Origin of the sequence: Levilinea saccharolytica (assembly GCF_001306035.1) — a bacterium.
Taxonomy (GTDB): domain Bacteria; phylum Chloroflexota; class Anaerolineae; order Anaerolineales; family Anaerolineaceae; genus Levilinea; species Levilinea saccharolytica.
The window spans coordinates 153,464-177,188 of the sequence record NZ_LGCM01000002.1; the positions used below are offsets into that span (position 1 = coordinate 153,464).

Here is a 23,725-nt window from a genome sequence, read left to right on the forward strand (position 1 = left end):
ATGCAACCTGAAACCGGAACGACCCTACCCTCTGAAGCCCAGACTGCGCCGCGCAAGACGCGTTGGCCGGCCGCTGCCCTGGCGGCGGCTGCGCTGGTGTTGGTGCTGGCGTTGGGCGCGTATTTCCGCTTTGTGGGCATGGATTGGGACGGGGATCAGCATCTGCACCCGGACGAACGTTTTTTGACCATGGCGGTCACGGCGATTGAGTCTGCGGATGCAGGTTCGTACTTCGACACAGCGGCTTCTCCCTTCAACCCGGCTAACCGCGGTTTCCCTAATTATGTGTACGGCACGCTGCCGCTGTTTTTGGTGCGCAGCGTGGGCGAACTGGTGCAGCGCACCGGCTACAGCGATATTCACCTGGTGGGGCGCGCCCTGGCCGGGCTGGCGGATCTGCTGGTGGTGCTGCTGGTGTTTTTCACCGCGCTGCGGTTGTACCGCAAGGTGTGGCTGGGGGTGCTGGCGGCGGCTTTTTCGGCGGGGGCGGTGCTGCAAATTCAGATCTCCCACTATTTCACGGTGGACCCGTTCACCAACCTGTTCCTGACGGCCTGCGCCTTTTTGGCGGTGTGGATTTTGACGGGCAGGCAGCCTGAACTGCCGCAAACCGCGGCCGCGGAAGCGGACGAGGCGGAGACGGAGAGCACCGATAGCCCTGCGGCCCCTGTGCCGGTGCCGGGACGGCTGCGGGCAGCGCTGGGTGATACCTGGATGTTTGTGCTGTTCGGCCTGCTGGCGGGCATGGCGCTTTCTTCCAAACTGAGCGCGGCGCCGGTGGTTTTGCTGCTGCCCGCGGCGGCCCTGCTGCGCTATGAGCGCACGGCGCAGGACGAAAACCAGGCCTTGTGGGGATGGGCGCTGTGGCTGAAGCTGGCTTTGGCGGGCCTGACCGCGCTGATTACGTTCCGCGTATTTCAACCTTATGCCTTCAATGGGCCGGGGTTCTTTGGCCTGGGGGTGAACGAGGGCTGGCTGGCCGAACTGCGCACCGTGGCGGCACAGATGGCGGGGAAGATGGACTTCCCCCCGGCGCTGCAGTGGGTGCGGCGGCCGGTGACCTTCGCCTGGGAGAACATGATCCGCTTTGGGCTGGGCTGGCCTTTGGGCCTGCTGGCCTGGGGCAGCTTTGCCTGGATGGGCTGGCGCATCTGTAAGCAGCGGCAGATGGAACATGTGCTGCTGTGGGGCTGGACGGCGGGCTATTCGCTGTGGCAGGGGCTCAGCTTTACACGGGCGATGCGCTACCAACTGCCCGTGTACCCGTTCCTGGCCATTATGGCGGCCTGGGGCGTTTTTCAACTGTGGCAGGCCCGGCCGCGCCGCCTGTCTGTGCGCTGGACGCGCCTGGCGGCCGCTGCGCTGGGTGTGGGCGTGCTGGCTGCCACCTGGGCGTGGGCTTTTGCCTTCACGCGCATTTACACGCGCCCGGTGACGCGCATCGCCGCCAGTGAATGGATCTATGAAAACGTTCCGGCAGCTTACACCCTGGAGATTGAGGGCAGCGATGGGACGCGCAAACAGTTAGCAGGCTCACGCCTGGGCCGTGAGGTTTCGCCGGAACAGGGGCTGGTTTTGGCTTACACCCTGCCGCGCAGCGGCACCGCTTTGGGATTGGCTTTTGACCATGTGGTGGATCCCCTGGGCGGCGGGCAGGTGAAAACCCTGCGGGCGCAGATCTGTGCCGACCGGGACTGTCAGCAGCTGCTGTCTTCGGGGATGCTGGTGGACACCTTCTTGGCCGAGGGCGACCCGCGCGGACGCGCGTTTACCCTGCCGTTGATGAAGGCCGCCGCGCTGGAAAAGGGACAAACCATCTTCCTGCGCCTGGATGTGCCCGAAGGTGGGACGGCGCTGCGCCTGACCGGCGGGTGGGGGCTGAATTGTCTGATCCCGCTGGGGGTGAGTACCCTGCCTCTGCCGGACTTTGTGGAGGCGGTGGAGGCCGGCCAGGACTACACCATGACTTTCAGCGCCGCCGCCGACGGCCTGGTGCGCGGCGCGACCCTGGCGCATGCGGTGGATTGGGAGGGGCAGCCGGAGGAAAAGACCCTGCGCATGAGCCTGCTGGATTTGAGCAGCGCGGATGGGCCGGTGACCACGGCCGAGGCGCGCGGCACATTCACAGCCAGCGAGGATGCGCGCGGGGAGGCGGTTCATTTCACCTTCGATCCGCCGCTGACCATTCGCGAAGGGCAGACCTTCAGCATGCGCCTGGAACTGGCGCAAGGCCCAGGGCGTATCGCTGTGTACGGCGTGCGGCAAATTAAAGAAGGCGATTGGGACGACGGCCTGCCGCTGGCGTTGAACGGCAACAGCCCCTTTGATTACACCCAGGGCCTATACCGCAGCGAGCTGAATTTGCAGCTGTATTGGGAAGACAACAGCGATAAGCTCAACCGTATGATCTCCATGCTGGATGCAGCGGACTACATTTTCAGCTCTTCCGGCCGCCAATGGGGCTCCCTGGTGCGCATTCCAGAGCGCTACCCGCTGACCACGGCCTATTTCCGCGCGCTGCTGGGCTGCCCGGCGGAGCGCGATATCGTGTGGTGTTACCGCGTGGCGCAGCCGGGGATGTTCCAGAGCCAGTTGGGCTTTGATCTGGTGTATGCGGCCCAATCCAACCCCAATTTGGGGCCGTATCAGATCAACACTCAGTTTGCCGAAGAAACCTTCACGGTCTATGATCACCCCAAGGTGATGATTTTCCGAAAACGGACGGATTACGACCCGGATGCGGTGCGCAAGCTGCTTTCGGCGGTGGATCTTTCGGCGATTAAAAGCGTTCTGCCGCGAGAAGTGGGGCAGTATAAGGGCGACCTGATTTTGCCGCCGGAGCTTTTGGCGCGCCAGCGGGCCGGGGGAACCTGGGCTGAGCTGTTTGACCGCGAGAGCCTGCTGAACCGCTACCCGGCTGTGGGCGCGGTGGTGTGGTATCTGGTGGTGGCGCTCTTGGGTTGGATGATGTACCCGCTGACGCGGGCGGCGCTGGGCGGTCTGCGCGACCGGGGCTACCCCCTGACGCGTATGGTGGGGCTGGTGACCCTGGCCTGGGTGGTGTGGATGGCGGGGTCTTTGGGGGTGGCCTTTAGCCGCGCGTCCATCTCATTGGCCTTGGGGCTGCTGCTGGTGGTCAATTTGGCCCTGTTCTGGGGGCAGCGCGCTGCTATTTTGCAGGAGATCCGCGAACAGCGCAAGTATGTGCTGATGATCGAGGCGTTGGCGCTGGGAGCTTTCCTGTTCTTCCTGCTGGTGCGCCTGGGCAACCCCGATTTGTGGCACCCTGGCAAGGGCGGCGAGAAGCCCATGGACTTCTCGTACTTCAACGCCGTGCTGAAAAGCACCATCTTCCCGCCCTACGATCCCTGGTTTGCGGGCGGCTACCTGAACTACTATTACTACGGCTATGTGATTGTGGGCGTGCTGGTGAAGTGGCTGGGGATTGTGCCGGCCGTGGCCTATAACCTGATTTTGCCGACCTTGTACAGCGTGCTGGCATTGGGGGCATTCTCCCTGGTGTGGAACTTGCTGCGAGGGCAGCGCTGGCAGACGGCGGGGGCATTGGCGGGGGCGGCGGGCTTGCAGCTGCTGGGCAATATGGGCACGGTACGCATGATCTGGCACGGGATGATGCGGTTGGTTGCTCCGGGCGGAACGATTGACAATTCGGATCTCTTGCAGCGCATCGGCTGGACCATCTCGGGCTTTTTCCGTTTGCTGAACGGCCAGGGCCTGCCCTACGGCCCGGGGGATTGGTATTGGATCCCCAGCCGGGTGTACCCGGGCGAACCTATCACCGAGTTCCCCATGTTCACCTTCCTGTATGCCGACCTGCACGCGCATTTGATCGCCCTGCCGGTGACGGTTTTGGCATTGGCCTGGGGCCTGGGGGTGATTCAGGGGCGCTGGCAGTGGCGGCGGGATGGGCTTCCGGCGGCGGTGACAGCCGGGGCGACCCTCTTCCTGGGCGGGCTGACGGTGGGGGCGCTGTGGCCGACCAACACCTGGGATATGCCCACCTATTTGGTGCTGGCGGCTTTGGCCTGGGTGTACACGGCCGTTCGTTACGCTGGGGGCAGCTCGGCCCGGCGCTGGCTGTTGGGCCTGGGCGGGGCGGGTCTGCTGGTGGGACTGGTGGTGCTGTTCTACCAGCCCTATCTGCGCTGGAATGTGCAGGGCTATAACGCGGTAGATCTGTGGGAAGGGTCGCGCTCGCCGTTCTGGTCGTACATCACCCATTGGGCACTGCCGCTGTTTATTTTGACCTTCTGGATGGGCTGGGAAACGCGGGAATGGATGGCTCAGACGCCGGTTTCGGCGCTGCAAAAGCTAAAGAAGTACGAAGGCTGGATCTATTCGCTGCTGGCGGCCCTGTTTGCGGCGGCGGCGCTGCTGACTTTTGTGCCCAAAGTGCAGGTGGCCTGGCTGATTATCCTGCTCGGTTCGTGGGCCACGGCGCTGCTGTTGCGCAAGGATCAGCCGGACGAAAAGCGCGCGGCCCTGTTTATGATGGGCAGCGGCCTGATGCTGACCCTGATGGTGGAAGTGATCGTGCTGGTGGGCGACATTGGCCGCATGAACACGGTGTTTAAGTTTTATTTACAGGCCTGGACGCTGCTCAACCTCGCGGCGGCGGCGGCGCTGATCTGGCTGATGCCGGCGGTGATGGAACGCTGGGGGGCGCGGCTGCGCAGCGCTTTCCAGACCGCCCTGGGCATTTTGGTGGGGGCGGCGCTGCTCTTCCCCCTGCTGGCCGGGACGGATAAAATCCGCGACCGGATGAGCCGCGAGGCCCCGCACACCCTGGACGGCATGGCCTATATGGATACGTCCTATTACAACGATCAGGATGTGGAGATGGAACTGCGCCAGGATGCGGACGCCATCCGCTGGATGCAGGAGAACATCCCAGGGTCGCCTGTGATTGTGGAGGCGCACAACCCCGAATACCGCTGGGGCACGCGCATGAGCATTTACACCGGCCTGCCGGGCGTGGTGGGGTGGAACTGGCACCAGCGTCAACAGCGCGGGGTCATCTCCGATCAGTGGGTGACCGACCGTGTGGACGCTGTTCCGCGCTTTTACCTGACGACGGAACGCAGCGAAACAGAAGAATTCCTGCGGAAATATGATGTGCGCTATATCGTCGTGGGGCAGTTGGAGAAAGCCTATTACCCCGGGCCTGGGCTGGTAAAATTCCAGCAGTGGGATGGGGATCTGTGGCGCAAGGTGTTTGAGGTGGACGACACCGCGGTTTACGAAGTAACCCTGCGCCCGTAGGCGCGATTGAGGATAGAAGATGGTGGGAACCGTGATACTTTGGTATATCGTTGTCACTCTGCTGGGTTGGCTGGCCTTCCCGCTGGCTTACCGCCTGCTGCCTCATCTGGCGGACCGCGGCTACACCTTCAGCCGGGCACTGGGTTTGCTGCTGGGCGGTTTCCTCTACTGGCTGCTGGCTTCGCTGCGCTTGGCGCCGGCGGACGGCGGGGGCGTTTGGCTGGCGTTGGGGCTGACGGCTCTGCTGAGCGGCTGGGCGCTGCGGCGCGCGGGCTGTCGCACGGTGTGGGAGTGGGTGCGCGGGCAAAAAGCGCTGATTTTGAGCGCGGAGGGCTTGTTCCTGGGCGCTTTTGTGCTGTGGGTGCTGATGCGCGCGGGGAACCCGGAGATTCTCGGCACGGAAAAGCCGATGGAGATGGCTTTCATCAATGCCATCCTGCGTTCGCCCACCTTTCCGCCGCATGACCCCTGGCTTTCGGGGTACGCCATCAGCTATTACTACTTTGGCTATGTGATCATCGCCCTGCTCATCCGCCTGACGGGCGCAGACCCGGCGGCGGCCTTTAACCTGGGGGCTGCCATGTGGTTCGCGCTGACGGCCCTGGGGGCGTATGGGGTGCTGTATAACCTGCTGGCACGGCGCGGTACCCTCCGTAAGGCGGCAGCCTGGGCGGCGCTGGCTCCGTTGTTTTTGCTGGTGGTGACCAATTTTCAGGGGTCGCTGGACATGCTGCACGCGCGCGGTGCGTTTTGGTCGCCCGGACCCGACGGCACGCTGCAGTCGCCGTTTTGGCAGTGGGTGGGCATTCAGGAAGTGGACCAGCCGCCCATAGAGCCTTTTAGCTGGAATCCGACTCGCCGCCCGGGGATCTGGTGGTGGCGGGCTTCGCGCGTGCTGCAGGATTTTGATGCGGCTGGCAACGGTGTGGAAGTCATTGATGAGTTTCCGTTTTTCTCGTATTACTTAGGAGATCTGCACCCGCATGTGCTGGCCATGCCGTTTGTGCTGCTGGCGGTGGGGTTGGCGCTGAACCTCTTTCAGCGGCCCGCGCGCACGGCAGGAGAGTTGGGCGTTGTGCGCTGGCTAGGCGGCTGGCTGAGCGGAAAAGATGAAGCTTCTTTCGGACAGACCCATTTGGGCGGCTGGCTGCGCAGTGCTGATTTTTGGCTGGCGGCGTTGGTGATGGGTGGGCTGTCTTTCCTGAACACCTGGGATTTCCCCATTTACGTGGGGCTGTTCTGCCTGGTGTACGCTTTCACCCGCTTTGAGGCCCTGGGTTGGGGTTGGGGACGGGTGTGGGAATTCCTGGAGCTGGGGGCGGCCCTGGGTATCGCTGGGGTCATCCTGTATCTGCCGTTTTACGTGGGTTTCTCTTCGCAGGCGGGCGGGATTTTGCCCAGTGTGAGCTTTTTTACCCGCGGGGTGAATTTTTGGGTGATGTTCGGCACGCTGCTGATCCCCATCGCGGCCTGGCTGTTCTGGCAGTGGTCGCAGCGCACGGGGACGAATTTCCGCGCGGGGCTGCGCCTGGCGGCCGGGGTGATCTTTGGGCTGTGGGCTTTCTCTTACTTGCTGGCCGGGGTGATCCTGGCGGTGGCGGCGCTGACCGGGGCGCGCTTGGGGCAGGGCGGCGTGAATGACAGCCTGTATTCGCTCAGCTCGCTGTTCTTCCAACTGCAAGGCAGCGCAGACGCCCGCGATTTGCTTTGGGGAACATTGGCGCGGCGGCTGCTTTCACCGGGGGCGTGGCTGACGCTTTTGGGGCTGCTGGCGGCGGTGTGGGGGCTGCTGCCTGCCCTTCGTAAGACGGATGCACCGCTAGAACAGGGCAAGGCTCAGCGTGAGGACGGCTTTGTGCTGCTGCTGCTCCTGACGGGTCTGGCATTGACGACTGTGCCGGAATTTGTGTACCTGCGCGACCAGTTCGGCTGGCGCATGAACACGATTTTCAAATTCTATTTCCAGGCCTGGCTGGTGTGGTCGCTGGCGGCGGCCTATGCTTCGGCGACGTTGTGGCAGGCGCTGAGGGGAGCCAAACGCTGGGATTTTGGCGTGCTGTGGAGCCTGGTGGTGATTCTGTCTCTGGCGTATCCGTTCTGGGCGGTGAATGAACGCCTGGGCGGACTGGGAGAGGGGCGCGCGTTGAGCCTGGACGGGATGCGCTTCCTGCAGAACAACCCCGACGAGTTGGACGCGATTCGTTTCTTGCAGCAGGCTCCGCTGGGGACGGTGGCTGAAGCAGTGGGGGGGCAGTACACCTCCTACGCGCGCATGGCCACCTTCAGCGGCCAGCCGAATGTGCTGGGTTGGCCGGGGCATGAAGCTCAGTGGCGCGGCGGGGGCGCGGAAATGGGCTCACGGCAGCCGGATATTGAACTGCTGTACCGCACCAGCCGCTGGGAAGAAGCGGCCAGCATCCTGGAGCGTTATCAGATCCGCTACGTGGTGGTGGGCAGCCTGGAGCTGGGCACATATCCGGTGAATGAAGTAAAATTCCAGAAGCGGCTGAAACTGGTTTTCCAGCGCGAGAATGTGCGCATTTATGAGGTTCCGCAGAGCACCGGAACCACCCTGGGACAGCCGTAAGGATCATGGATAAGATGAAGCTGGCGATGACATGGGAAAAAGGTGTGTATGCGGCCGCGCTGGGGGTGGGGCTGGGCTTGCGCCTGGCGTTGCTGGGCCAGACGGCCTTTACAGAAAATGAGGCGGCGTTAGCCCTGCAAGCCTGGGATTTAGCCCGCGGTGTGCCCACGGTGATGGGGCCGCAGCCGGGGTACTTGCTGCTGACCCTGGTGAACTTTTTCCTGGGCGGCGCAAACGAGTTCCTGGCGCGGTTGTGGCCGGCGCTGGCAGGCAGCCTGTTGGTGCTGGCACCCTGGTTCCTGCGCGAACGGCTAGGGCGCGTTCCGGCGGTGATTTTGGCTTTTGCGTTGGCCGTGGACCCCGCGCTGCTGGCGCTTTCGCGCACGGCGGAGGGCGGCATCTTCAGCGTGTCGCTGGGACTGCTGGCGCTGGCTTTGCTGGCGGCGGGCAAACCCGCTCCGGCGGGTGTGTTGGCCGGGCTGGCCCTTTTGGGCGGGCCTGCGGCCTGGTTGGGACTGTTGGTGGGGGCGCTGGTGTGGCTGTGGAGCCGCTGGGGGCACCGTAAGACCGACACCCCCGCGGAAGCCTGGCCGTGGCGCACGTTTTTACCCTGGCTGGGGGTGGGGCTGGTGGGTTTTGGCACGCTGTTTATGCTGCGCCCGATGGGGTTGAGCGCCTGGGTGAACAGTTTCCTGGTCTTTTGGCGCGGCTGGCATTTTGGCGGCGGTTCGCCGTTGAACCAGATGGTGCTGGCGCTGGGGTTGATGGAAGCCCTGCCGCTGATGTTGGGCTGGGTGGGGCTGCTGCACGGCTGGCAGCGTAAGGACGCGTTAGACGGCTTGCTGGGGCGCTGGTTCGCGGCGGCCCTGGTGATCGTGCTGATCTACCCGGCGCGGCAGGTGACGGATTGGGTATGGGTGACGGTTCCCCTGTGGGCGCTGGCGGCGCGGGAAGTATGCCGCCTGTTCGAAGGGGAGGATGAACACGGGCTGATCTCGATTGGACAGGCTGTTTTAGGCTTCACCCTGATGGGCTTCGCCTGGTTGAATGTGGTTGGGCTGAATCTGGTGCAGGAGCCAGAGGTAACAGTCCCCGGCGGCTTGACCTCTCTGAGTCCGACCACGCTGCGCACCTTGAGCATCGTCATTTCCTTTGTGCTGTTTGTGGTGATTTCGATCATGATCGGGGTGGGTTGGTCGCGGCGCGCGGGTCTGCGCGGCTTTGTGGGGGCGCTGCTGGCTGCCATGCTGGTGTGGACGGGCAGCGCGGCCTGGCATTCGGCGGGCCTTTCCAAACATCCTGAGACCAATTTGTGGCTGAGCAGTCCCTTGATCACCGATGGAGATTTAATTCGCGGCACGCTAGGCGACCTGGCGGAATGGAATGTGCGCTCGCGCAGCGGGATTGAGATTGTGGTGGAGGATAACGCCTCACCTTCCCTGCGCTGGCTGCTGCGGGATTTCACCCAGGTGCGCTATGTCAACGCGCTGGCGGTGGACGGAACCCCGGCGGTGGTGTTCACGCGCAGCAGTCAACCGCTGTCGCTGCCCGCGGCTTACACCGGCCAGGATTTTGTGCTGCAATCCAGTTCGCCGTGGAGTTTGCTCTATGGGGATGAATGGGTGCGCTGGCTGATCACCCGTGAAGCCCCCACACAGCAGGAAGCGCTGTTTTTGTGGGCGCGCTCGGATTTGTTTGCGGGCGGCCAAGGGACAGGCCCGGTGATGGAAATGCCGGAGGATTCAGGGCCAGTGCTGGGTCCGCAAGAGGCGGCGCCGTAATCCGCATGGAGACGGCCAGCCCGGCGGGGTATTCGCTTTCCACGGCGCGCCTGACGGTGCGCGGATTGGTTCGCGGGGTGGGGCGATTGGCGTACCGGCTGTTGGCGCGGCCCGAAGTGCACGGGCTGGAAAATGTGCCGCCGCGAGGGCCGTATCTGATTGCCTTTAACCACAGCTCAATCTTCGACCCACCCTTTCTGATTACCCATTGGCCTGCGGCGCCGGAGGTTTTGGCCGAGGCGGACCTGTGGCAGGAGAAGGGACGCAAGATGTGGGTGCGGCTGTACGGCGGCATCCCCATTCACCGCGGGCAGTATGACCGGCGGGCGCTGGAACACACGTTAGCAGCACTGCGGGCGGGGGCGCGGCTGATGATTGCACCGGAGGGGCGGGTGAACAGCGGCCTGGGGCTGCTGCAAGGACGGCTGGGGCTGGGCTGGATTTTGAGCCAGGCGCCTGTGCCGGTGGTGCCGGTGGGCATCACGGGCAGCACCCTGGAATTCATGCGCAAACTGCGCGCGGGGGAACGGCCGCGGGTGATCCTGCGCATTGGTCGCGCCTTGGAAAGCGTTCCTGTGGACAGCCGCGACAAGGCGGCTATGCAGCGCCGGGTAGATACGGTGATGGCGCATATCGCGGCTTTGCTGCCGCCGGAGGAACGCGGATTTTACACGGAAATGGCCGAAGGTGTGCTTTCGGGCCAGACGGGTTCATGACTTTAGACTGGAAAGGGACACAGAGATGCCAATCCCACAAACCATTGCGGTGGACGGCCCGGCGGCTTCGGGAAAATCAACGATCGCGGAACTGCTGGCGCAGAGCCTGGGATATTTGTATTTTGACACGGGGGTGATGTATCGGGCGGTGACGTTGGCGGCGCTGCGGCAGCTGCAGGCGGTGACGGATGAGCGGGCGGTGACGCACCTGGCGGAGACCGTGCACATTGATGTGCGCGAGGCCAGCCAGGACGATGGGCGCAAGAGCGATGTTCTGCTGGATGGGGTGGACATCACCTGGGAGATTCGCGCGCCGGAGGTGGACGCCAACGTGTCGGTGGTGTCGGCCTACCCTGGAGTGCGTGTAGCCATGACGGAACAGCAGCGCAGGATTGGCAAACGGGGGAGAGTGGTGATGGTCGGGCGGGATATCGGCACGGTGGTGCTGCCCGATGCAGATTTGAAGGTGTATATGGACGCCTCGGTGGAAGAGCGCGCGCGGCGGCGTTTTGATGAGGTGCGCCAGCGCGGTGAGGCGGCCGATTACGAGGCGATTCTGGCCTCCATGCGGCGGCGGGATGAGATTGATTCAACCCGCAAGGTGGCGCCGCTGCGCCCGGCGGATGACGCCGTGATTGTGTCCACCGATGGATTGAGCATTGAGCAAGTCTTGGAGAAGATTCAGGCTCTGGTCAAAGCGAGGTAAATCATGTGCGATACCCTGGTTGCCACCCCCGAAGTGACTGCCAACGGCAAGATGCTGTTTGCCAAAAACAGCGACCGCGAACCCAACGAGGCGCAGGTGCTGGTGATGGTTCCGGCGGCGGACCACCCCAACGGCAGCCAATTGCGCTGCACGTATATTGACATTCCGCAGGCGGCCCACACCCACGCGGTGCTCTTGAGCCAGCCGTTTTGGATGTGGGGGGCTGAGATGGGGGCCAACGAGCACGGGGTGGTGATCGGCAATGAGGCCGTGTTTTCCAAGATTGCACCCAATCAAAAACCAGCCCTGCTGGGCATGGATTTGCTGCGCCTGGGGTTGGAACGCGGCAGCAGCGCCCAGGAGGCGTTGGGGGTGATCACCCAATTGCTGGAGACTTACGGACAGGGCGGGAACTGCGGTTTAACCCACCCGTTTTACTATCACAACAGCTTTTTGATCGCTGACGCGCACGAAGCCTGGGTGCTGGAGACGGTGGACCGTCTGTGGGCGGCCAAGAAGGTGGTGGGGGTGGCGTCCATTTCCAACGGCTACACCCTGGGGAGCGAGTGGGATATGGCTTCGCCTGGGCTGGTGGAAACAGCCGTGCAAAAGGGCTGGGCGCGCGGCAGAGCGGATTTTGACCTGGCGCGCTGCTACGCAGACGCCCTGTACACCCCGCTGAGCGATTCGCGCCGGCGGCAAAGCTGCACGGTGGGCGCGCTGCAGGCGGAGGCGGGGCGTTTGACAGCGGCCAGCATGATGGCCATCCTGCGCAGCCACGGCAGCGGCGGACCAGACCGCGGCCTGCTGGGGGCGGATGTGTGCATGCACGCCGGGTTTGGCCCGGTGCGCAACAGCCAGACGGTGGCTTCGTGGGCAGCAGAACTGGGCGAACAGCCGGTGCATTGGGTGACGGGCAGTGCCGCCCCCTGCACGGGAATTTTCACGCCGGTGTGGATGGACGCGGGCCTGCCCGATTACGGCCCGGCGCCCAGCGCTAAGGCGGATGAACTCAGCCATTTTTGGCGGCACGAGGCCCTGCACCGCCAGGTGCTGATGGGGTATGAGGAGCGCCTGGGGAGGTATGAGACCCAGCGGGACGCTTTGGAAGCGGATTTTGTGCGGCGGGCTGCCGCTGTGGGGGCAGACAGTTCGGCGCGGCGGCAATTGAGCGCGGCTTGTCTGCGCGAAGCGCAGGCGGCACGGGAAGAATGGCTGCGGGCGGTGCAGCAGCAGCCGGCGATGCAGCGGCCTTCATGGCTGTACCGGCGGGCCTGGGCGGGGTTTAACCGTCAGGCTGGGTGGAAAGAAAGAAAATGAGGTAGGGGGAAAACGCGGCCCACTTGCGGCAGAAATGCTATAATCAGCTCATCGAGCCGCCGCCGGGTTATTCACAGGCTGGCACAAAACTTGCAAGGATGACCGCATGCAATTCCTGCTCACATTGCTGAATGCACAGGCGCGCCTTGACCTGCCTTATGACCTCTTGGGCTGGTTGGGGTGGTTTTTGCTTGCGCTTCTGATTGTGATCGGGCTGTGGCGAAGTTGGGAGCCTGCGCCGTTCACTCCGGCGCGGAAGTGGATTTTCCTGGTGATCCTGGGGGCGATGACGCTGTTCACCAGCCTGTTTTTTGGCATGCGCCTATCAACCGAAAACGTACTGCCCATCCCCGGCATTCCGGTGGAGAGCAGCGCACCGTACTGGATGTTCTTCCAGGCGGTTCCGTGGATGCTGGCGGCCGGCTGGATTGGACCGTGGGGGGCGGTGCTGGTGGGCGGGTTCAACGGCCTGCTGGCGGGCATTTGGGGCACACACCACACCTTCACCATCCTGGAGCTGGCTGCCGCCGCCCTGATCTTCAGTCAGCTTACCCGCCAACGCTACGCATCGCGCTCATATCAAATCTTACGCCATCCTTTTGCGGCCGCTCTGGTGCTGGCCGGGTTCAGCGTTCCGCTGTATTTTGCCACAGCCCTGTTCATCACCGGCGGGTCCCTGGCGGCGCGCCTGGATTATGCGCTGACGCAAACCTGGCCGCTGATCGGCGCGCGTAACCTGGAGATCCTCCTGGGCGGCGTGGTGGCCGAGTTGGCTTCCCTGGTGTGGCGCAAGGGTTGGGGCCGGCAGGATACGCTGCGGCCTTCTCCGGCGGATACCAGCCTGCAAACCCGCTTTCTTTACAGTACCCTGCCGTGGGCGGGGGTCTTGTTCCTGGTGATGGTGCTGACCGACTGGTGGGTGGCGGGGGCCGCGGCGCAGCGCATGGTGCGGCAACAGTTGGAAAGCACAGCACGGGTGGCTTCGGAAAGCCTGCCCTATTTCCTGGAATCCGGCCAAAATCTGATTTTGACTTTGGCGGATGCTGAACTGGTGGATCTGCGCGGTGAAGCGCTGCAAAACGCCCTGGCCCAACGGCTGCGGGCGGTGCCGTATTACCGGCAGCTGTACCTCATGGATGCAGCCGGGCAGCCTTTGGGGGGCTACCCGCTGAATGACTTTGGCCAGCTGGGCGCCTCACGGGAGGAATTGGCCGGCATTGAACTGGCGCTCAATGGGGTGCTGGTGCAGACTTACACCATCCCCCCCTGGGAAGGGGAAAGCACGGCGCAGATCACCTTCTTGGCGGCAGTGCGCGGTGAAGACGGCACGACGCGCGGGGTGCTTTTGGGGCGCACCGACCTGAACTCGAACCCGTTTACCCAACCCGCCATTCAAGCCCTGGAGACCATTCGCTCCATCGGCGGTGAAGGGGTGGTGCTGGATGAAAATAACCGCATCCTGTATCACCCGCTTTCGAGCCTGGTGATGACGGCCTATAAGGGGCAGGTTTCACCGGACGGGCGCAACTTTTATGAAGATTTGTCGGCGCAGGGCGACCGGCAGTATGTGTATTACCAGCCGATGGTGGGCCGCCCCTGGGCAATCTTGCTGGCGGTTCCCGCCTCACACGCCCAGGAACTGGCGCTGTCCATCGCCTTCCCCTTGCTGGGCGTGCTGATGGCCGTGGTGCTCTTGGTGGTCTTTTCCTTGCGCTTCACCCTGGGCCGGGTGGTGGGTTCCATGCATCAGCTGGCGCAGGAAGCGGGGCGCATTGCCCAGGGACAGTTGGACCACCCTGTGCAGGTGCAGGGGGTGGATGAGATTGGGCGGGTCAGCCGCACCTTTGAACAGATGCGGGTGTCGCTGCAGGCGCGCCTGGAAGAACTGAACCGGCTGCTACAAGTGAGCCAGGGGGTGGCGGCCAGCCTGGAAGCCAGCCACGCGGTGACGCCCATTTTGAAGGCGGCCCTGCGCGACAACGCCTGCGCGGCGCGGGTGATTTTGATCCGCGAGGCCTCGCTGGATTTGCAGTCCACCCATCCGGTGGGCGTGGGGGTAGGCCCTTCGGCGGAGTTGTACGCGCGGTTGGACGAGCCGATTTTTGAAATGGCCCGCCAGCAGGACATCATCTCGGTGGCCAATATGCAGCGGGTACGGCGGTTCGCCTTGCCGCACGGCACAGCCCAGCCTGGGGCGCTGATCGCCCTGGCGCTGCACCATGAGGGGCTGTATTACGGAGCGCTGTGGGTGGCGTATGAGGCTGCGCACACCTTTACCGAAGAGGAAATCCGTTTCCTGAGTACCCTGGCGGGGCAGGCGGCGCTGGCAGCGGCCAATGCGCGGCTGTACGCCACGGCGGAAATTGGCCGCCAACGCCTGGAAGCGGTGCTGTCATCCACGCCGGACCCGGTGCTGGTGATTGATGAGCATAATTGCTTGCAGCTTCTGAACCCGGCGGCTTTGCAGCTGGCGGGTCTGCTGGTTTCGCCGACCCCGGGCAAGCCGGTGAAGGAGACCGTGGTTCACCCGGATTTGCAGGATTTGCTGAGCGGGCCGGTGGAACAGCGGGTGGTGTCGCGGGAGATCTCGCTGCCCAACGGGCGCATTTATTCGGCCAGCGTTTCATCGGTGGCGGCGGAGGGTGTACCGGTGGGGCGCATCGCCATCCTGCGGGATATCACCCATTACAAAGAATTGGATACGCTCAAGACCGACTTCGTTTCCACCGTCAGCCACGACCTGCGTTCGCCGCTGACCCTGATGCGCGGGTACGCCACCATGATGCAGATGGTGGGTGAACTGAACGCGCAGCAGAAAGAGTATGTGGCTAAGATCATCTCCGGCGTGGAGAGCATGAGCCGCCTGGTGGGCAATTTGCTGGATTTGGGGCGAATTGACGCCGGCATTGGGCTGCAAATTGAGCCGGTGACGGCCTGGGGTATCGCCTCACACGTGGTGGAAGCCCTGCAGCCGCAGGCAGACAACAAAAGCATTGCGTTGGAGCTGGAACGGCCGGAAGGGTCGCAGGTGGACCTGCTGAAGGCTGATAAGGCTTTGCTGGAACAGGCGGTGTACAACCTGGTGGATAACGCCATCAAATACACGCCGGTGGACGGCAAGGTGAGCGTGCGGCTGGGGCTGCGGGCGCAGACCGTGGTGTTTGAGGTGACGGACACGGGCATTGGGATTGCGCCCTTGGATCTGCCGCACATGTTTGAGAAGTTCTACCGCAGCCGTCGGAGAGAGGCTTATCAACAGCGGGGAACCGGGCTGGGTCTGGCAATTGTGCGTTCAATTGCTGAGCGCCACCACGGGCGGGTGTGGGTGGAGAGTCAGCTGGGCAAGGGCAGCACTTTCTATTTGGAAGTACCGTATGTGCAGCCTGAGGCGGGGAAAAACGGGTAATTCCTAATCCAATTCTTAAAATTGCATCTTCCATTTCAATTGAAGTGTGCTATAATTTACGGTCGCATGTGTGTTAATCGGCTTAGGTAACATTTAATGTTTGCGGGTGCCGGGGCAGTGCGTCCTGTGCGCCCTTTCATGGTTAATCTTTCTTATTCCGGTCAGGAGGCATTCGGTGGAAACTAAGGGTCTGGTGGCGTTACGTATTAGCCTGGCTTCTCCGGAGACCATTCGCAGTTGGTCGTACGGTGAAGTGCTGAAACCGGAGACCATCAACTATCGGCGGCTTCGCCCCGAAAAAGATGGTTTATTTTGTGAAGCGATTTTTGGCCCTGCCCGTGATTGGCAGTGCTACTGCGGAAAGTACAAGAACCCCCGTTACAAAGGCATCATCTGCGATAAATGCGGCGTCGAAGTGACGCGCGCCGCAGTGCGCCGCGAACGCATGGGTCACATTGACCTGGCGACCCCGGTGGCGCACATCTGGTACACTCGCCGCATCCCCTCTTACCTGGGGCTGCTGCTGGATATTTCCCGCCGGAACCTGGACCGCGTGCTGTATTTTGCCCAATATATCGTCACCTTTGTAGACGAAGAAGCCCGCAACAAGGCCTTGAAGCGCCTGGAAGACGAGATCAACGTCTCGGAGCGCGAGGTAGCCGGGCAGATTAACGCCAAGATTTTGGAAATCAAAGTATCCCGCGACCACAAGCTGAACGAGCTTCAGGCTCAGAAGACCGAGCTGCAGGCGCGCGCGGATGAGCAGATTGCCCAGCGGCTGGAGCCGGTGATTCAGGAAGGCCAGCATCTGGAGCGCACCCTGCAGGATTTGCAGGGCAAAGCGACCCGCACCGCGATTGTGTTCAGCGGCACCAGCATTGTGATCGCTGAAGCCGGCGAAACCATCTCTGCGCAGCACATCACCAAGGTGCAGCGGGTGGTGAAAGAACGCCTGGAAGAGCTGGAATCGGAATTCAAAGCGCAGATGGACCGCGACTTGAGCCAGATGGACATCACCAAGGCGCAGATCAAGGCCGAGGCGGATGAGCAGATGGAAGGTCTGCGCAACCAGTTGGAAGATCAATCGGCTGAGTCGCAGAACCAGAATTCACGCATGCGCGACGAACTGCACGAACTGAAGGCTTTGACCTTCATCAGCGAAAGCCGCTACCGCGAACTGAAGCAGCGCTGGGGCCAGGTGTTCCGCGCGGATATGGGCGCCGAAGCCTTTTATGACATCCTCAAGCGCTTGGAGCTGGACCAGCTTTCCAATGATCTGTGGGAAGAGGTGCGCACCTCGAAGAGCAAGCAGAAACGCAAGAAGGCCACCACGCGGCTAAAGATTGTGGAAGCCTTCCGCCGTTCAGGGAACCGCCCGGAATGGATGATTTTGACGGTATTGCCGGTGATCCCCCCCGACCTGCGCCCGATGGTGCAGTTGGACGGCGGCCGCTTTGCCACTTCCGATTTGAACGACCTGTACCGCCGTGTGATCAACCGCAACAACCGCCTGAAGCGCCTGTTGGAATTGGGCGCCCCGGACGTGATTGTGCGCAACGAAAAGCGTATGCTGCAGGAAGCTGTGGACTCCCTGGTGGACAATTCGCAGCGCGGCAAGGCGCTTTCGCGCCGCGGACGCCGCGAGCTGAAGTCGCTGAGCGATATGCTCAAAGGCAAGAAAGGCCGCTTCCGCCGCAACCTGCTGGGCAAGCGCGTGGACTATTCGGGCCGCTCGGTGATCGTGGTCGGCCCGGCGCTGAAGCTGTACCAATGCGGTCTGCCCAAGGCGATGGCTTTGGAACTCTACCGGCCGTTTGTCATTTCTCGCCTGGTGGCGCACAACTACGCCGCCAACGTGAAGGGCGCGCGCCGCTTTATTGAACGCAACCGGCCTGAGGTTTGGGAAGTGCTGGAAGAGGTGATCAAGGACCGCCCAGTGCTGCTGAACCGCGCGCCCACCCTGCACCGCCTGGGTATTCAGGCTTTTGAGCCTACCTTGATTGAAGGCTCGGCCATTCAGCTTCACCCATTGGTTACCACGGCTTTCAACGCTGACTTCGACGGCGACCAGATGGCTGTGCACGTGCCTCTTTCGGAAAAAGCGGTGTGGGAAGCGCGCAACCTGATGCTTTCCTCGCGCAACTTGCTGAAACCTGCGGACGGCGAGCCGATCATCAGCCCGTCGAAAGACATGGTTTTGGGCGTGTATTACCTGACGGTGCTGGACAACCGCCCGCATAAGGGCGACGGCCGCGTTTTTGCCGATTCGGATGAGGTGGAACTGGCCTACAACCTGGGTCAGGTGGACATCCATGCGCATGTCAAAGTGCGCGTGATGACGCACTACGACGAGAACGGCGACTATAAGACCGAAGCTCAGCCGGTGCTGCTGGAAACCACGGTGGGACGGGTGCTCTTTAACCGCATTCTGCCCAGCGAAGTGCAGTTCACCAACGATGTGCTGGATAAGGGCGGTGTGAAAGACCTGATCGCCACGGTGTACGAGCTGTGCGGCCAGGACGTGACCACGGAAGTGGCCGACCGCGTGAAGGATATCGGTTTCGAATATGCCATGCGCTCCGGCTCGACCATCGCGGTGGCGGACATCCTGATCCCGCCTGCCAAGGCCGAGATTTTGGGCGAGGCTCAGCGCGAAGTGGAGAATGTGACCCGTTCCTGGCGGCGCGGTCTGCTGACCGAGCAGGAACGCAACGAGCGCATCATTGATATTTGGCAGGAAACCACCAAGAAGGTGGGGGCTGCCGTGCGCAAGAACATGGATCCCAACGGCAACCTGGCCATCATGGCCAACTCAGGGGCCACGAAAGGTGGTTTCGGCCCGATCTCGCAGCTGGCTGGTATGCGCGGCTTGATGGCCGACCCCTCCGGGCGCATCATCCGCCTGCCGATCCAGTCGAACTTCCGCGAAGGCCTGACGGCGCTGGAATACTTCATCTCCACGCACGGCGCGCGCAAGGGTCTGGCGGATACGGCGCTGCGCACTGCGGACGCGGGCTATCTGACCCGCCGTCTGGTGGATGTGGCCCAGGATGTGATTATCAACGATTATGACTGCGGCACGACCGACGGTGTGTGGATCCGCCGCGCGGATGATGTGGCCGGGCAGTCGTTTGGCACGCGTTTATACGGCCGCCTGGCGGCGGCGCGCATTGTGGACCCGCTGACCGGTGAGGTACTGGCGGAACGCGACGACGTGTTGGATCATGAATTGGTGCGTAAGATCGTGGCCGCTGGCGTGGACCAGGTGAAGGCGCGTTCTCCCATGACTTGCAGTTTGACGCACGGCATGTGCGCGAAGTGCTACGGGTTGGACCTGGGGCGCGGCAAGATGGTGGAATTGGGTTCGGCTGTGGGTATTGTGGCAGCTCAGTCCATCGGCGAGCCGGGCACGCAGCTGACCCTGCGCACCTTCCACACCGGCGGTGTGGCGGCTGGCGGCGATATCACCACCGGTTTGCCCCGCGTGGAAGAGCTTTTTGAGGCGCGGCGCGCTCCGAAGGGTGAGGCAGTCATCACGCGCATCAAGGGTGTGGCGCGCATCATCCAGTCCGACCGCTATACGGACCAGCGCGTGGTGCGCGTGGAAGACAGCGAACTGGCCAGCGATGTGGTGGAAGTGCCGGAAGGCTGGACGATCACGGCGCGTGATGAGTCCACTGTCTCGATGGGTGATATCCTGGCTACCATGGGCGAGGCGCTGATCACCGCTCAGCATGCTGGACAGGTGCGCATTGAAAACCAGAAGGTGATCGTCAGCTACGAAGTGCGCGAGAGTGAAGAGTACGACATTCCTTCGACCTCCCGCTTGCTGATCAAAGACGGCGAGCACGTGAGCGCCGGGCAAGCTCTGACCGAAGGTTCCTTGAATCCGCACACCATTCTGAAGATCAACGGGCGCGAAGCCTGCCAGATGTACCTGATGTCCGAAATTCAAAAAGTGTACCGGGCGCAGGGTCAGAACATCAACGATAAGCACTTCGAGGTCATCATCCGCAAGATGTTGGGCAAGGTGCAGGTGACCCGCCCGGGCGACACGCCTTTCCTGCCGATGGATCTGGTGGACCGGCTGGAAATCCGCCGCCACAACGAGCTGGCTGGCACGGACGGCAAGCAGCCCGCCAAGTTTATGGAAGTGCTCCTGGGCGTGACCAAGGCCTCGCTCAGCACCGACTCCTTCCTTTCGGCCTCTTCCTTCCAGCATACCATTAAGGTGTTGGCGGGCGCGGCGATCGCCTCGACGGAAGATCCTCTCTTCGGTCTGAAGGAAAACGTGATCATCGGCAAGCTGATCCCGGCGGGTACGGGGTTTGTGGCCGGGCGCTTTGATGACGAAGAACAGGCGGCGCGGCGGGCGATGGTGGCGAATTTGCCCAGCTCGGACTGATCGGGCAGCGCCCATCCAATAACGAATCAAAAATCTGCCGAGACGATCGTCTCGGCAGATTTTTTGTGTTTGGGGGAAGGGCTCAGGTGATCTTGAAATACTTGTAGTGATAGGCAATTTTGCCGTCAATCAGGCCGATGGTGTCGTTGCCGTTCTCAATTTTGCCGCGGGAGGGGCTGACCCCTTTCCAGGTGAAGGAGCGGGTGCTGCCTGTGCCGGAGACGGAGGTGATTTCGAATGTAGCGTTGGGGAAGCTGTTGGTCAGAAAATTCTTGTGCCAGGTCTGAATGGCCTCTTTGCCCTGAACCGTTTTCGAGGCGGTGATGTGTACCGCGTCATCCGTGTACAGGTTGGCGATGGCGGCGGGCTTGTTGGCATTGAGCAGGGAGAAATACTGCTCCGGGATGTCTGCGGGCTGGGGGCCGATGGGATGGGGGTAAGCGGCGATCTTGTTCCACAGGGCGATGAGACCCTTGCGGCCGTAATCCCAAGCGAAGAAATTGACGGAGGACAGATTGTGTTCGCGCACAGCGTCTAGGAATTCCACCATCTCGCTCTCCGTAGGCACCCATCCGCCGGCGGAGTAGACCGGGCCGGTGGGCATGATGGGGCGGTAGGGGGCAAGATTTTTGAACTCGTTGACACAGCGCCGCAGCTGATCGGCGGGGTTGTGGGCGGCCTGCCAATACACCTGGGGCATGTTGTAGTCGCAGTAATCCAGGAAAGCTTTCCAGGGCAGTTGGGGATGGAGCACGGGGAAGCGGTAGGAGCACAGGGCGACGGGGGTGTTGGGGATGCGCTTGCGCAGCTCGGCCATGAAGGCTTTGGCGGCCTGTTCGCGCCCCGGCTGTTTGTATTCCACCTCGGCGTCAATCACATAGCCGTCCAGGCCCAATTCGTTGACGCGCTGGGCGGCAATTTGGGCTTCACCTACCGGGTTGGAGCCGTAGACGTAGTGCCAGCCCCAGGCCTGGATGCGGTTCTTCTTCAGCTCCTGCACCACCGGCGGCACCAGATCCACACGGGTGGTGCGGTCCACGTTGTAGGTGTAGGGACCGTCGGCGATTTTGATGAGTACATGCGAAAGCCCCGCGGCGCGGGCCACACGAGCCACCTCAACGCCGTTGCCGTTTTCACAGCGGGCCAACTGCCAGATCATGAAACCTTTTCCGTATAAACTCATGGCATATCTCCAGGGGCGCTCAGGCTGCCCTCCAGTCCCAGCTGCGGGGCAATCTGGCGCATGGCCAGGATGACATGATCCACATGCTCCCACAGTTCAACATTAAACTCCTGTGCTCCGCGGACGATCTCTTCGCGGTTGGCGCCGGCAGCGAAAGCGCGGTCTTTCCACTTCTTCTTGACCGATGCAGCGGTGAGGTCATAAAGGGAATGGGAAGGGCGCACCAGAGCCACGGCGGTGATGAGGCCGGTTATTTCGTCGCAAGCGGCCAGGGCTTTTTGCATGGAGGTGACGCGCGGCACACCGGCATGATCCGCATGGCTGAGGACGGCTTCGATGATGTCTTCGGGGACATTGTGCTGGCGCAGAATGGGCGCGCCCGCCTGGGGGTGCTCTTCGAGAGTGGGGTGAATTTCCCAATCAAAATCGTGCAGCAGGCCGGTGACCGCCCAACGCTCTTCATCTTCGCCCAGCTTGCGGGCGTAAAAGCGCATGGCAGCTTCGACAGCCAACATGTGATTGATTAAATTGGGGGATTTGACGTAGGTGGTGACAATGGCAAGAGCTTGATCGCGGTTCATTCCAGATCTCCGGAAGGGGTTGGCGGGTAAGAGCAGCGGTGAGGGCTAAGTTGATTATACATGAAAGCACACCCCAGCGCAGAGCGCCTGTATGGAGGGGAATATGCAAGATGCGTGCCGCGGGCGGCTCAGGAATCGGGGAAGATCGGTTCGGGGTCGCCCAAGACGGGCAGGGGTTTGCGCACCCACAGATCAATGAAGGCCGTGAAGGTGGCGATGGTTTCGCGAGCGGACCAGATGGCGCGCGAGGAGCGGCGGTAGGTACGCTGGTCGGAGGGGACGCCCTGGGCCTGGATGCCGAGCTGGCTGCACAGCAGGACGGCGCGGGGCAGGTGGAACCTTTGGGTGACGAGGATGGCTTCTTTCAGGCCGAAAATGGCTTTGGCGCGGTAACAGGTGTCGTAGGTGCGGCGGCCGGCAAAATCGAGGACAATGTCATCGCTGGGCACGCCCAGCTCGCGGGCATAGTTGAACATGGCGCCGGGTTCGTTGTAATCCAGAAAGCGGTTGTCGCCGCTCATGAGGATCTTTTCTACTTTTCCGGCGAAATACAGCTCCGCCGCGGCCTGCACACGGTCCTGCAGAACCGGAGTGGGCGAACCATCGCGGCGCAGCCCCGCGCCAAAGACGACGGCTGCGCGGGCGGGGGTGACATCCGCGGTGGTGTGAATGCGCGGGCGGGCGTAGAGAAGGGTACCGGCGCGGAAGAGGAGGATCACCGCGGCACAGGCGGCCAGGCTCAGGAAGACGGTGCGAATCAGCATTTTAAACGTGATCTTTTTGGTTTTTTTCATAGGCTTGTGAAAGCGGTGGGGGTCAGCGGCCCAGGGTGGTTTTCAGGTCAATCCCCAGTTCTTTCACCGCATCTTTGAGCGCGTCGTACTCGCTGTCATCCGCTTCGCGCAGGCCTTGAATATCGTATTGGTTGGCGCGGGTGAGCAGGTCTTGACCTTCGGGCGTTTTCGCGAGAGTGATCAGCGCGCTGTTGAGATTCTGAGCGATCTCCTGCGGCATTTCGGGGATGTAGGATAGGTTGAGGTTGGGAATGACCGGGTCGCTGCGCCAGATGACTTGAATTTGATCCATCAGATAGGGCAGATCCTGCACGTTGGAGGCGGTGCGGGGATCGCCGGAGATGGCAAAGGTGGCGCCGAAGTCGCAGATGTCTTTGACGTACAGGGCGCGGATGACGGCGGTGTGCGATTGGAGCACGGCGCCGGGCTGAAGCTGGACACCGGTTTTGGTGATGGCTCCGGCGGGCAGGATGTAGCCGGAGGGGGAATCGAGGCTGACCCAGCAGGGGCGCAAACCGCGCAGCTGGTCGAAGATGGTTTCGTCGGTGTCGGTGTTGGCCCCCGCGGCGGGGTCATAAAAGGTTTCGAGGTTGGTATTGACGTTGGCGATGATCTGCGCACCGTAGGAATAGACACCGAAATTGTTGCTGAGCAGGGCCACGCGAGCGGCCCCCAGTTGGGCGGCGCGCAGGTAGGTGAGCGGGGGCAGCCAGGCGATGTGCACTTCGCGCCGGTCGAGGGCACGGGTCAGATCGGCGTAGTTGGAAAACTCCATCGATTCAACCGAATAGCCGCTCTGATCGGCCAGGGTTTGGGCTAGCTCAGCCGCGGCCGCGCCCAGGTCTCCGCCGGCGCTTTCATTTTCCAGGTCAACCGGCTCGGTGACCACGGCCAGCAGCAGAGGGTTTTCCGCGGATCCTAAAGGCTCATTGGAGGGAGTGGGGGAGGGCTGGACGGCCGGGG

General features: G+C 62.4%; 12 protein-coding genes. 8 read left to right on the forward strand and 4 right to left on the reverse strand.

Annotation, left to right across the window (positions count from 1 at the left end; translation table 11 throughout):
- From ADN01_RS00735 to rpoC, 8 genes are all read left to right on the forward strand, one after another.
- Positions 1 to 5,283: a DUF2298 domain-containing protein gene (locus tag ADN01_RS00735; RefSeq protein ID WP_062418059.1), complete on the forward strand. Its 5,283-nt coding sequence runs from the start codon at positions 1 to 3 to the stop codon at positions 5,281 to 5,283.
- A gap of 19 nt (positions 5,284 to 5,302) precedes the next feature.
- The gene (locus tag ADN01_RS00740) at positions 5,303 to 7,870 is read left to right on the forward strand and encodes a DUF2298 domain-containing protein (protein ID WP_062418060.1); all 2,568 of its coding nucleotides are present in this window, start codon (positions 5,303 to 5,305) and stop codon (positions 7,868 to 7,870) included.
- A gap of 26 nt (positions 7,871 to 7,896) precedes the next feature.
- Positions 7,897 to 9,651, forward strand: coding sequence for a hypothetical protein (locus ADN01_RS00745; protein ID WP_147239027.1), 1,755 nt, complete (start codon positions 7,897 to 7,899; stop codon positions 9,649 to 9,651).
- A gap of 5 nt (positions 9,652 to 9,656) precedes the next feature.
- A complete protein-coding gene (locus ADN01_RS00750; protein WP_062418062.1) occupies positions 9,657 to 10,367 on the forward strand; it encodes a lysophospholipid acyltransferase family protein in 711 nt (236 codons plus the stop codon).
- A gap of 25 nt (positions 10,368 to 10,392) precedes the next feature.
- Positions 10,393 to 11,073: a (d)CMP kinase gene (gene cmk / locus ADN01_RS00755; RefSeq protein WP_062418063.1), complete on the forward strand. Its 681-nt coding sequence runs from the start codon at positions 10,393 to 10,395 to the stop codon at positions 11,071 to 11,073.
- Positions 11,074 to 11,076: 3 nt separating this feature from the next.
- Positions 11,077 to 12,393: a C69 family dipeptidase gene (locus tag ADN01_RS00760; protein ID WP_062418064.1), complete on the forward strand. Its 1,317-nt coding sequence runs from the start codon at positions 11,077 to 11,079 to the stop codon at positions 12,391 to 12,393.
- 106 nt (positions 12,394 to 12,499) lie between these two features.
- Positions 12,500 to 15,799, forward strand: a complete 3,300-nt coding sequence (locus ADN01_RS00765; protein WP_062418065.1) for a HAMP domain-containing histidine kinase — start codon at positions 12,500 to 12,502, stop codon at positions 15,797 to 15,799.
- A 175-nt stretch (positions 15,800 to 15,974) separates the two neighbouring features.
- Complete coding sequence (gene rpoC / locus ADN01_RS00770) at positions 15,975 to 20,204, forward strand: DNA-directed RNA polymerase subunit beta' (protein WP_062418066.1); 4,230 nt, start codon at positions 15,975 to 15,977, stop codon at positions 20,202 to 20,204.
- Positions 20,205 to 20,286: 82 nt separating this feature from the next.
- On the opposite strand, the gene ADN01_RS00775 is transcribed toward rpoC, so the two are convergent.
- From ADN01_RS00775 to ADN01_RS00790, 4 genes are all read right to left on the reverse strand, one after another.
- Positions 20,287 to 21,387 (reverse strand): nuclear transport factor 2 family protein, encoded by a 1,101-nt coding sequence (locus ADN01_RS00775; protein ID WP_062418067.1) that lies wholly within the window; start codon positions 21,385 to 21,387, stop codon positions 20,287 to 20,289.
- A complete protein-coding gene (locus tag ADN01_RS00780; protein WP_062418068.1) occupies positions 21,384 to 21,968 on the reverse strand; it encodes an HDIG domain-containing metalloprotein in 585 nt (194 codons plus the stop codon). The genes ADN01_RS00775 and ADN01_RS00780 overlap by 4 nt, the downstream gene beginning before the upstream one ends.
- Before the next feature lie 128 nt (positions 21,969 to 22,096).
- Positions 22,097 to 22,762: a SanA/YdcF family protein gene (locus ADN01_RS00785; protein WP_062418069.1), complete on the reverse strand. Its 666-nt coding sequence runs from the start codon at positions 22,760 to 22,762 to the stop codon at positions 22,097 to 22,099.
- Between the two features lie 22 nt (positions 22,763 to 22,784).
- Positions 22,785 to 23,725 (reverse strand): phosphate/phosphite/phosphonate ABC transporter substrate-binding protein (locus ADN01_RS00790; RefSeq protein ID WP_075070837.1); only part of this gene is annotated, 941 nt, incomplete at its 5' end.